10 protein-coding genes are annotated in these 10,887 nt (G+C 70.1%); 6 read left to right on the top strand and 4 right to left on the bottom strand.

All coding sequences use genetic code 11. The features are described from left to right. Window positions 1-66: 66 nt before the first annotated feature. Window positions 67-2,439 carry a LamG-like jellyroll fold domain-containing protein gene (locus tag Raf01_RS49790; protein ID WP_239133890.1) on the top strand — a complete coding sequence of 791 codons (2,373 nt, stop codon included), beginning with the start codon at window positions 67-69 and terminating at the stop codon, window positions 2,437-2,439. 93 nt (window positions 2,440-2,532) lie between these two features. After that, window positions 2,533-4,974 (top strand): ATP-binding cassette domain-containing protein, encoded by a 2,442-nt coding sequence (locus tag Raf01_RS25215; protein ID WP_203920471.1) that lies wholly within the window; start codon window positions 2,533-2,535, stop codon window positions 4,972-4,974. A 91-nt stretch (window positions 4,975-5,065) separates the two neighbouring features. On the opposite strand, the gene Raf01_RS25220 is transcribed toward Raf01_RS25215, so the two are convergent. Continuing rightward, a complete protein-coding gene (locus Raf01_RS25220; protein WP_203920472.1) occupies window positions 5,066-5,566 on the bottom strand; it encodes an SRPBCC family protein in 501 nt (166 codons plus the stop codon). Between the two features lie 52 nt (window positions 5,567-5,618). Beyond that, the gene (locus Raf01_RS25225) at window positions 5,619-6,068 is read right to left on the bottom strand and encodes an SRPBCC family protein (protein ID WP_203920473.1); all 450 of its coding nucleotides are present in this window, start codon (window positions 6,066-6,068) and stop codon (window positions 5,619-5,621) included. A gap of 194 nt (window positions 6,069-6,262) precedes the next feature. Between Raf01_RS25225 and Raf01_RS25230 the strand changes: the two genes are divergently transcribed. After that, complete coding sequence (locus Raf01_RS25230; RefSeq protein WP_203920474.1) at window positions 6,263-6,607, top strand: YciI family protein; 345 nt, start codon at window positions 6,263-6,265, stop codon at window positions 6,605-6,607. Continuing rightward, window positions 6,597-7,790 (top strand): RNA polymerase sigma factor, encoded by a 1,194-nt coding sequence (locus tag Raf01_RS25235; RefSeq protein ID WP_203920475.1) that lies wholly within the window; start codon window positions 6,597-6,599, stop codon window positions 7,788-7,790. The genes Raf01_RS25230 and Raf01_RS25235 overlap by 11 nt, the downstream gene beginning before the upstream one ends. A gap of 43 nt (window positions 7,791-7,833) precedes the next feature. On the opposite strand, the gene Raf01_RS25240 is transcribed toward Raf01_RS25235, so the two are convergent. Both Raf01_RS25240 and Raf01_RS25245 read right to left on the bottom strand, forming a co-directional pair. Further along, window positions 7,834-8,682: an ABC transporter permease gene (locus tag Raf01_RS25240; protein ID WP_203920476.1), complete on the bottom strand. Its 849-nt coding sequence runs from the start codon at window positions 8,680-8,682 to the stop codon at window positions 7,834-7,836. Continuing rightward, window positions 8,679-9,692 carry an ATP-binding cassette domain-containing protein gene (locus Raf01_RS25245; protein ID WP_239133891.1) on the bottom strand — a complete coding sequence of 338 codons (1,014 nt, stop codon included), beginning with the start codon at window positions 9,690-9,692 and terminating at the stop codon, window positions 8,679-8,681. Before Raf01_RS25245 ends, Raf01_RS25240 begins: the two co-directional genes overlap by 4 nt. Window positions 9,693-9,757: 65 nt before the next feature. On the opposite strand from Raf01_RS25245, the gene Raf01_RS25250 reads away from it, so the two are divergent. Beyond that, the gene (locus Raf01_RS25250) at window positions 9,758-10,363 is read left to right on the top strand and encodes a TetR/AcrR family transcriptional regulator (protein WP_203920477.1); all 606 of its coding nucleotides are present in this window, start codon (window positions 9,758-9,760) and stop codon (window positions 10,361-10,363) included. A 134-nt stretch (window positions 10,364-10,497) separates the two neighbouring features. Then, window positions 10,498-10,647: a pentapeptide repeat-containing protein gene (locus Raf01_RS25255; protein ID WP_203920478.1), complete on the top strand. Its 150-nt coding sequence runs from the start codon at window positions 10,498-10,500 to the stop codon at window positions 10,645-10,647. The last annotated feature ends 240 nt before the right edge of the window (window positions 10,648-10,887 follow it).

Raw genomic sequence — 10,887 nt, forward strand, 5'->3', positions numbered from 1 at the left:
TCCGGCATTGAACCGTGCTGGGTAGCGTCCGTGCGCTGAAACTCTTTACCCCCAGAAGGGGAAGCAATGTGCCTTCACCACAACGGCGGTAACCCGCCGACGCCGACGGGACAGAACCGGCGGGGCTTTCTCCGCAACGCGGCGCTGGCCGGCGCGGGAGCCGCGACCCTCGGTGCCATCGGTGCGACGCCCGCGTTCGCCGACAGCGCCCACCAGCCAGCCGCTCCGGGCGGCGGCATCGGCCGGTGGAACCCGGACCCGAACAGCCAACAGTTCACCATCGCCGTCATGCCGGACACCCAGTTCCTGTACTGGGGCAGTCAGAACAGCATCAACTCGGCGCCGCAGGAGGAGTCCTTCCGCTACATCATCAACAACAGCGGAAGCGACTCCGGCAACAACATCGTGTTCATGGCGCACCTCGGCGACCTGACCGAGGACGCCGACCCGTCGTCGTTCCAGGCGGTCGGCAAGACCTTCGACCTGCTGGACTCGCACGGCGTCGCGTACAGCGTGGTGGCCGGCAACCACGACGTGAGCGGTGACGACAGCCGGGGCTCCACGTCGTACCTGCAAACCATGGGACCGCAGCGGTTCAAGCACTCGAAGACGTTCGCCGGGTCGGATCCGACCGGATACAACACCGCGCACATCTTCCAGGCGGCCGACCGCGAGTGGCTGATGCTGGCGATGGACTGGCGGACCACGGCGCAGGGCTTCGCGTGGGCCAACCAGTTCATCAAGGATCACCCGAAGCTGCCGGTGATCCTGACCGCACACGAGATCGTCGGTCCGACGTACGGGGACAACGTGTACCCGTACCAGTTCGGCGACCCGGAGAGCAACGCCGCCCTCTCCGACTACGGCAACCAGGTCTGGGACCAGCTGATCAACAACAACGACCAGGTGTTCCTGACCCTCAACGGCCACTACTGGCCGGCCGCGCGCATGACGAAGCGGAACGCCGCGGGCAATGACGTGCACCTGCACATCACGAACTACCAGAACCGCTACTTCGGTGGTGCCGGCATGGTTCGGCTGTACCACTTCGACCTGGCCCGCAACACCGTCGACGTCGAGACCATCGCACCGTGGATCCTGGCTCAGGACCCGGAGAAGCGCAACGCGCTGGCCGCCCAGCAGGCGCGGCTCACCACGGCCACCGACTACTTCTCCATGGACATCGACTTTGAGGGGCGCTTCTCCCGATTCATCCCGGTGCCGGTGCGCTCCGCCCGGCCGGCCAACAAGCTGGTCGTGCCGGGCACCCTGGCCTACTGGCGCTTCGACAACGGTGGCGCGAACGGCACCCCGGTGACCGGGAGCCAGACGATCCGGGACCTGTCCGGACATGGCAACGACCTGACCGTCCAGGCGGTTGGCGACCCGGTCCCCGGCAGCTTGCGTGGCCAGGTCAGTGCGGTCACCGCGAGTGCCGAGAACGCGCCGAACGAGGTCGCCGTGAACCTCAAGGACGGCGATCCGTCGACCAAGTGGCTGGCGTTCAGCCCGTCCGGCTGGGTGACCTACCGGATGGCCAAGCCCGTCGTGGTGGCGTCGTACTCCCTGACGTCCGCGAACGACACGCCTGGCCGCGACCCCAGGGACTTCACCCTGCAGGGGTCGAACGACGGCAGCGCGTGGACCGACCTGGACACCCGGACGGGTCAGAGCTTCAGCGGCAGGCTCGTCGCCAACACCTACAGCTTCACCAACACGACCGCCTACGGCTACTACCGGCTGAACATCACCGCCAACTCCGGCGAACCGCTCGTCCAGCTCGCCGAATGGGACCTCGGCGACGGCTCGAACCACGCCCTGACCTGGTCGGACGACCACCACCCCGACCAGCCGGGCCACGCCAGCCTGAGCTTTGCCGGTGCCAAGAACCCGCTGCACGGCACGTACCTGACCACGGCGGCGAAGGCGGCGCTGAATGCCGAGACGTTCGGCCGTGGGTACACCGTCGAGGCGTTCGTGAAGTTCCCGCTGGACTGGAGTTCCAGCAACAACGCCTGGTCGGCGGTGCTCAGCCGGTGGGGCGAGGCCGGGCAGGCCGGCAAGAGCGGCCGCAACACCGACCCGCAGGAGCCAGTGGCCACGCTCAGCTTCTCCGATGGCCGCGAACCGCAGTTCAACATCTACCCGCTGAACCAGACCTACCCGACGACGAACTGGGGTCACAGCCTGCCGGAGGACACCTGGTGGCACGTGGCCGTGGTCAACGACGGCAAGCACACCGTCATGTACGTGGACGGCTGCCCGACCATCGACAACCCCTCCACGGTGTCGACCGGCATAGCCTCGCTCGGCCTGCCGTGGATGGTCGGCGGTTACGAGTACGGCGGCAAGATCGACCAGATCTTCCACGGCTGGATCGGTGACGTCCGCATCGTGAACCGTCCACTGTCGATCGACGAGTTCATGACCGGCAAGTAACGCGACGGGGCCCTTGGTCGGAGTTAGCCTTATGGCGGCCAAGGGCCCTCTCCCGTCGAACCGGGGTGGCACCGGCCCTGCATCATGGTCTGCGTGGAGACGATCACGCAGCCGCCCGAACCGCTGAGTCCCCGGGTCGTGGGGCGGGCCAGGGTAGTGATGCCCGCCGCCGTGGCCGGCCGGGAAGCCAGTGCGGCCTACGACGCCGACGGCACCATCACCATCGGCCGCGGACCGAGCAACGACATCGCGCTCAAGGAGCTGCTGGTGTCGCGCCGGCACGCCGAGGTGCGCCGGTCCGAGACCGGGTACGTGGTGGTGGACCTCGGCAGCAGCAACGGCACGTACCTCAACGGCCAGCAGGTCTCCCGCGCGCCGCTGCAGCCCGGCGACCTGCTGTCCATCGGACGGCACCAGTTTGTCTTCGACGGCGACCGGTTGCACGAGTACCTCGACACGGGTCCGACCTCGCTGGTGGTGGACGACCTCTCGGTGACCATCGGGCGCCAGCTGTTGCTGTCCAAGGTGAGGTTCGGTCTGGCCGAGGGGAGCCTGCTGGGCGTGATCGGGCCGAGCGGCTGCGGCAAGTCCACACTGCTGAGAGCGGTCACCGGGATCCGACCCGCGAGCGGTGGCACGGTCCGCTACGACGGGCGGGACCTGTACTCCCACTATGCGGAACTGCGTTACCGCATCGGCATGGTGCCCCAGGACGACGTGCTGCACCGGCAGTTGACCGTACAGCGAGCGCTGCGGTTCGCCGCCGCGCTGCGCTTCGCGGACGACGTACCGCGCCGGGAGCGCAAGGCCCGGGTGGCCGAGGTTCTCGCCACCCTCGGCCTCACCGAACGCGCCCGGCAGCGCATCGACACGCTCTCCGGCGGGCAGCGCAAGCGCACCTCGGTCGCCCTCGAACTGCTCACCGAGCCGTCCATGCTCTGCCTCGACGAGCCCACCTCGGGCCTGGACCCGGCCCTGGACCGGGAGGTCATGCAGGAGCTACGGCAACTGGCGGACCGTGGCGCCACCGCAGTCGTGGTGACGCACAACGTGCTGCACCTCGACCTGTGCGACCGGGTGCTGATCATGTGTCCGGGCGGCACGATGGGCTACTTCGGGCCGCCCGAGGACGTGTTGGAGTTCTTCGGGGCGGAGGACTATGCCGACGTCTTCGACATGATCACCAAGAAGCCCGAGGAGTGGACCCGACGCTACCGGGAGTCCGAGCACTATCGCCGGTACGCGACGGCCGGGGTGCGCGTCTCCGCCTCCGTCGAGGCCAAACCGGGCGAAGCCAAGCCGGGGGAGGCCAAGCCGGGGGAGGCCAAGCCGGGGGAGGCCAAGCCAGGGGATGGCAAGGCAGGTGACGCCAAGCCGGGGGACGGCAAGGCGGGGGCGGCCAAGCCGGAGGTCGCCGCGTCGCCGGGCTCCGGCGCTGGCGCGCCCACGGCCCTCGCCGCTACGCCGACGGCAAACGCCGACGGCACGGCCGCGCAATCCGTGACCGCGCCGCTCAACGCCGGGCTGCCCAGCGCCGCGCCGTCCAGCGCCGCGCCGGCCACCGGCGCCCCGCCGAACGCCGCGGAATCGGCAGCACCGGCGGGCCAGGCCGGCTCCGTGGACCGGGACCCCGGGCCGCCCATCGTCGGTAGGGCCAGGCCACACACGGCCAACCTGCGGGGGTTGCCGTTGCGCAATCGGGCCGTGCATCCCGCCGCACCGGTGCGCCAGTACCTCACCCTGTGCCTGCGGATGATCAGGGTGATCGTTGCCGACCGGGGGTACGCGTTGTTCCTGCTCGGCCTGCCGGTCGCGTTGGCCGTGCTCACCCACGCCGTACCGGGAGACTACGGACTGTCCAACCCGCCGCTACCGCTGTACGGCCGGAGCCTGGAGGCGCAGCGGCTGCTGGTCGTCCTGGTGATGGGTGCGGCGTTCCTCGGCATCGCGCCGGCCATCCGGGAGATAGTCCAGGAGGCGACGATCTACCGGCGGGAGCGGGCGGTCGGCCTCTCGCCGGGCGCCTACCTCGCCTCCAAGATCACTGTGTTCGCGCTCATCAACTCGCTGCAGGTGGTCGTGTTCGTCTATCTCGCGCTGTTCGGCCGCGGCGCGCCCAGCGAGTACCTGGTCATCGCGAACCCGACGATCGAGGTGATGCTCGCGGTCGGCCTGGTCGCCGTCGCATCGACCATCCTGGGTCTGGTCATCAGCGGGCTGGTCAAGACCGTCGAGCAGACCACGCCGGTACTGGTCATGGTGGTCATGGCAGAACTGATCCTCTCCGGTGGCCTCTTCGAGGCAAACGGGCAGCGGGTCCTGGAGCAGGTGTCCTGGGTCGCCCAGACCCGCTGGGGCTTCGCCGCCGCCGCGTCCACTGTGGACCTCACGCATCTGGCACCGGTGCAGGACCAGCTCTGGGTACACACGGTGTTCGCGTGGTGGCGGTCCATCGCCATCCTCCTGGGCCAGTGTGTTGTCTTGGCGGCGGCGGCCCGGGTGGCGCTGACCCGGCACGAACCGGGCCGGTCGTAGGGCGCTGCCCGTCATGGGCGCTGCGGGCCGTCGGCGCCGCGAAGCCCGATGCCGCCGCGAGCGTGCCACGCCGCGCGGCGGCATCGGGGCTTCAGACGCCGCGCCGCCTGATCGCCGCATCCAGGTTGTCGAGTTCGTCGACGCGATGGGCGCGGTGCTGACGCGTCCAGGTTTCGTCGTGGAGGGGTTCGAGCGTCATGACTACGTTCGTACGGTCACCGGCGGACTCGATGTCGATGGTCGTCAGGTGCTCGTACGGCTCGTGGCCGGGTACGAAATCGATCAGTGACCGGTAGGCGAGGCGGGTCGGCGCCGCGACCTCGCTGAACGTCTTGCACACCTCGCTCGACAGCGGCATGCCCGCGTTGCGCAGGAACGCGACCTGTTCCGGCGCGGTCGCGGTCATGGTGTACCGCAGTTGGCCGCCGGGCCGCAGAGCCAGCTCGCTCACCCGGCTTGTGAAGCCGTCGGGGGCAAACCACTCGTCGAGGCCGGCGGCGGTGGTCCACAGCTCCCAGATGAGCTGCGCCGGAGCGTCGTACGTGCGCTCGAACCGCGCGATGTCCGGGCTGGGCGTGGGTTCGGTGGTCATCGTTCCTCCAGAAGGTCGAGTCGGGCCGGCCGGCGTTCTTCGTGAGCCGTACTCAGCCCCAGCGGCTGATCTCGCCGGCGGGGTAGGCCGCGAACGCGCCGCTCTCGGCGCCGGTCTTGAGGCTCGTGAGGTAGGCGCCCCAGTTGGTGCTGCATCCGCTCATGAACTCGTCGGCCTGTCGCCAGCCGGCGTGGGTGAACAGCAGGGTCGTGCCGCCCTGGCCGCTGGGTCGCAGGGCGAAGGTGATCTGGGTGTCGATCCAGACGTCGGGTCCGTCGGTGACCCGCCACACCACCTGCTCCGGGGTGTCGGCCACGACCTCCATGACGGCGGCCGGCGCTTCGGCCTTGCCGAAGGAGATGCTGAAGCTGGAACCGATGGTGTGTTCGCCGCCGGCCGGGCATCCGGTCCACCAGCGGCCGATGCCGTCGGTGCTGGCGATGAGGTCGTGTACCCGCTGCGGCGCGGCGTCGATGCTGATGCGGTGCAGGATGTCGGGCATTGTGGTCCCTTCGGTCGGGCGGCGACGAGGACGTCGGCCGGGTCGGTGTGGGCGGATCTGCAGCAGTGACGAACGGCCACGCCCCGGACGGACACCACCGCCGAGAGAAATTTCCTGGACGGGTTCTGTCCGTCTGCGGTGGCGCCGTTCGTCCGATACTCGTAACCGGCACCCACCCGCGACTGGAGGACCCCATGCAGTACGCCCTGTTGGCCTACGACCCGCCGGAGGACACGGACCGGGCATCGCGCCCGATTCCGGACGGCCTTGTCGACCTGCTCGACGGGCCGAAGGTCTCCGGCTGGGCACGGCTGCACGCGGCCGGGTCGGCCACGACGCTGCGCAACGACAGCAGCGGCATCCTGCTGACCGACGGACCGTTCATCGACAGCAAGGAGTATCTTGCCGGCCTGATCCTGGTCGAGGCCGACAACCTCGACGGGGCACTGGCCGCCGCCGAGGAGATGCTGCGGGAGGCCAGGTGCGGCACGGCCATCGAGGTGCGGCCCATCCTCGACGGGCGTTTCCGTGGCGCTTGACGCCGTCTTCCGCGACCAGTGGGGTCGGGTGCTGGCCACCCTTGTCGGGATCCTCGGCGACCTCGAACTGGCCGAGGACGCGGCCGCCGAAGCGTTCGCCATCGCCGCCGAGCGGTGGCCACGCGACGGGGAGCCGACCAACCCGACCGGCTGGCTCGTCACGACCGCGCGCAACCGCGCTATCGACCAGCTGCGCCGGCAGCAGGTCCTGGCCGCCAAGACGAAGCTGCTCGCCCGCGACCTCGAGGCCGGGCCGGCCGGACCGGAGGCACTCATGGATGACACCGCCGCGATCCCGGACGAGCGGCTGGAGCTGGTCTTCGCCTGCTGCCACCCGGCCCTCGCTCTCGAGGCGCAGGTGGCGCTGACCCTGCGTACCCTCGGCGGCCTGTCCACCGAGGAGATCGCGCTGGCGTTCCTCCTACCGTTCGACACCATGAGCAAGCGACTGACCAGGGCCAAACACAAGATCCGCGACGCGGGCATCCCGTTCGCCGTACCGCCCGATCACCAGCTACCCGACCGGCTGGCGGCCGTCCTGGCCGTGGTCTATCTGATCTTCAATCAGGGCTGGGGCGGCGGCCGGGTCGATCTCGCCGCGGAGGCGATCCGCCTCGGCCGGGCACTCGCCGACCTGATGCCGGACGAGTCCGAAGTACTCGCGCTGCTGGTGCTGATGCTGCTGCACGACGCGCGCAAGGCGGCCCGCCTGCGCGACGGCCAGGTCGTCCCCCTCGACGATCAGGACCGCGGCCGGTGGGACATGCGGCAAATCGACGAGGGCCGCGCGCTGCTGAGGCGGGCGATGGCACGAGGGCGTACCGGGCCCTACCTGGTCCAGGCGGCCATCGCGGACCTGCACCTGTACCAGCCGCGCGACTGGCGGCAGATCGCCGCGCTGTACGGGACGCTCGCCCGGCAGACCGGCTCCCCGATCGTCGAGATGAACCGGGCCGTCGCCGTGGCCGAGATCGACGGACCGGAGGCCGGCCTGGCCATCCTCGACCGCCTCGACCTCGACCACTACCGGTACTTCCACTCGACCCGCGCCGAACTCCTGCGTCGCGCCGGCCGCGACGGCGAGGCCCACCACGCCTACCGCCGGGCGCTCGACCTCGCGCAGACCGAGCCGGAACAGCGCTTCCTCGCCGACCGGGTGGCCGAGACCGCGCCCTCCGTCTGATGAGAGCGCGGTTGCGCCAGCACGTGACGTGCGACGGCGCGGGTCACCTCTGCCTGCTGTAGAGGTGCAGGGCGAGTGGCGCGAACACGAGGGTGATGGCGGCGGTCGCGATGAGGGACCAGGCGACCGGGCCGCCGGCGCCACCGCTGTTGTTCATCAGGTCCCGGGCCGCGTCGGCGACGTGGCTGATGGGGTTGACTGTGACGACGGCCTGGAGCCAGCCGGGCATCGTCTGGGGCGCGACGAAGACGTTGCTGGCAAACGAGAGCGGCATCAGCACGACGTTGGCGATGCTGATGACGACGGCCGGGTCGGGAATGAGCAGGGCTACCGCGGCCCACACGCAGGACAGGGACAGCCCGAAGGCGACAACCAGGGCTACCGCGGCGAGCACCCCCGGCGCGCCGCCGTCGGGCCGGTAGCCCATGGCGAGTCCGAGGACCACCACGATGGCGGAGGCGAACAGGTAGCGGGCGGCATCGCTGAGCAGGCCACCGAGCACGAACGCGCCGCGCCAGACGGACAGGGAACGGAAGCGGTCGAAGGCTCCGGTCGTCACGTCCTTGGCGAGGCGGCCACCGCCGTACATGGTGACGATGGCGATGCTCATGCTCAGCGTGCCGGGCAGGAGGACCTTGAGGTAGTTGGCGGGCGAGCCGCTGATGGCGCCGCCGAAGAGGTAGGTGAACAGCACGGTGAACAGGATCGGGATGGCGGCCGAGTCGACAAGCTGTTTGGGATCGTGCTTGATCTTGAGCATGGCTCGCCGGCCGAACGTCGCGGAGGCGGCGAGTGCCCCGGCACGCCGGCGCGGCTGGCCAGCGGTGAGCAGCACATCGATCTGGTAGGTCTCCGCCGCGGCGGGGCGCGCGATGGTCGCCGGGCTACTCACGCCTTCACGTCCTCGTGGTCGGTGGTGGGGCTGGCGGTGTGGCCCGTGAGGGCGAGGAACGCCTCGTCCAGACTGGGTTGTCCGAGGGCGACTTCGGCGACCGCCACCCGGGCGTCGGCGAGCTGGGTCATGGCGTGCCCGACCAGCCGGCCCACGTCGGTCGCGTCGGCCGGGTTAGCAAGCAGCATGGACAGGGCGAGCGGGTCGGCGGCGAGGTGGACCGTCCCCGCCAGTGCGCGGGCCAGGACGCGTTGCGCTCGCGGACGCTGCTCGCCGTCGAGCAGCCGGACGTGCAGGGTGCCCGAGCCGACGCGGGACTTGAGCTGGGCGCTGGTGCCTTCGGCCACGATCCGGCCGTGGTCGATGACCGCGATCTGCTCGGCGAGCTGGTCGGCCTCGTCGAGGTACTGGGTGGTGAGCAGCACCGTGGTGCCGACCGCGGCGATCTGACGGACCAGCTCCCATACCTGGCCACGGCTGCGCGGGTCGAGCCCGGTGGTCGGCTCGTCGAGGAACAGCAGGTCGGGGGTCACGATCAGGCTGGCCGCGATGTCCAGCCGGCGGCGCATCCCGCCCGAGTAGCCACCCACGGTGCGCGCGGCCGCGTCGGTCAGGTCGAAGGCGGCGAGCAGGTCGTCGGCCCGCCGTTTGCCGGCGGTGCGGGACAGTCCGTGAAGGCGGCCGAGGATGGTCAGATTCTCGTACCCGGTCAGGTCGTCATCGAGCGAGGCGAACTGGCCGGTCACCGCCACCCGGGCCCGGATCGCGTCCGCCTCGCTCACCAGGTCGTGACCGAGGACGCGGGCGGTGCCGCTGTCCGGCCGGGTGTAGGTGGCCAGCATGCGGATCGTGGTGGTCTTGCCCGCTCCGTTGGGGCCGAGGAACCCGAACACCTGGCCCCGCTGGACCGCGAGGTCGATCCCGTCCAGTGCCCGGGTCTCGCCGTAGACCTTGACCAGACCGTGTGCCTCGATCGCGAGGCAGTCTCCGGCCATCCCGTTCTTTGACATGCTGTATAAGCTATTTCAGCTCTTACATAGTGTCAAGGTTACCGCGAGCGGGTATCTTCTTACCGATGGCCGAAACGCTCGATGACACCACGCCGACCCGCCGCCGCCGTTCCGACGCCCGGCGCAGCATCGACGCCATCCTCAACGCGGCCCGCACGGTTCTCGGCGAGCGACCCGATGCCAGCATGGAAGACATCGCCACCACGGCCGGCGTCACCCGCCAGACCGTCTACGCGCACTTCCCCTCACGCGAAGCCCTGATCGCCGCCCTCATCCAGGCCGCGGGAGCCGAAACTCTCGCCGCGATCGACGCCGCCCGCCTCGACACCGCGCCGCCCGTCGACGCGCTGCGCCAGTACCTCGACATCAGCTGGCAACTCATCCGCCGTTACCCCTACCTGCTCGCGCCCGCCCTCACCCGCAACCCGCCCGGTGCGGCCGAATCGCATCACGCCGGCACCGCCCGGCTCGAAGAGCTCATCCGCCGGGGCCAGCGCGCCGGCGACTTCGACCGCACGCTGCCCGCCACCTGGCTCGCCGAGGCCATCGTGGGGCTGGCCCGCACCGCGGCCGAACAGGTCGCCGCCGGACGCCTCAACACCGGTAGGGCAGCGACGTTGCTCCTGCAGAGCGCGCTGCGGCTGTGCGGCGCCGCCGACGCCCGCCGCTAGGACGGCGGCTCCGGAAGCCCGACGACCCCGACCGGCACTCCAAGGCGGCCGGGAATGTGGGGCTGCGCACGCGCCGACCGAGTACTACGGTCGGCGGATTATCAGCCCGCGACGGTGCTCGACGAGGAGCAGGCATGGCGAGGTTCACGGGGTCAGACGAGCTGCGAGGAGCGGAGTTCGTCGACGCGAACCTGCGTGACGCCCGGTTCGTCGGTGCCGACCTGTCCGGAGTCGTGATGCGCGGGGTCGAACTGCGGGGCACGGACGCGACCTCGACGCGATAGGCGAGGGCAGCCCGAACCCGACCTGATCGCCGCACACCAGAACAACCGGGCCTGGTGATCGTCAACGTGTCCCCTGTGAGACAGGAGACCGTCACGGTCGCGGCCCCAACAGTTCACCTCCGGCCGCCACGCTGACGCGCGGCATGCATCCGGTGTGGGGTGCGGCCTCTCTTCTGCTGAGAAGGATCCCTGCAGTGGCGTTGGACGGACGTTCGAAGTTTCGCGGTCGGCGGCTATGGG

Origin of the sequence: Rugosimonospora africana, from assembly GCF_016862975.1 — a bacterium.
Lineage (GTDB): Bacteria > Actinomycetota > Actinomycetes > Mycobacteriales > Micromonosporaceae > Rugosimonospora > Rugosimonospora africana.

Bases quoted from the DNA above. Each gene is read 5' to 3' on its own strand.
- Raf01_RS49790 (WP_239133890.1), top strand. From the start codon at position 67: ATGTGCCTTCACCACAACGGCGGTAACCCGCCGACGCCGACGGGACAG.
- Raf01_RS25220 (WP_203920472.1), bottom strand. From the start codon at position 5,566: ATGACCACCGAACCCACGCCCAGCCCGGACATCGCGCGGTTCGAGCGC.
- Raf01_RS25225 (WP_203920473.1), bottom strand. From the start codon at position 6,068: ATGCCCGACATCCTGCACCGCATCAGCATCGACGCCGCGCCGCAGCGG.
- Raf01_RS25230 (WP_203920474.1), top strand. From the start codon at position 6,263: ATGCAGTACGCCCTGTTGGCCTACGACCCGCCGGAGGACACGGACCGG.
- Raf01_RS25245 (WP_239133891.1), bottom strand. From the start codon at position 9,692: ATGTCAAAGAACGGGATGGCCGGAGACTGCCTCGCGATCGAGGCACAC.
- Raf01_RS25250 (WP_203920477.1), top strand. From the start codon at position 9,758: ATGGCCGAAACGCTCGATGACACCACGCCGACCCGCCGCCGCCGTTCC.
- Raf01_RS25255 (WP_203920478.1), top strand. From the start codon at position 10,498: ATGGCGAGGTTCACGGGGTCAGACGAGCTGCGAGGAGCGGAGTTCGTC.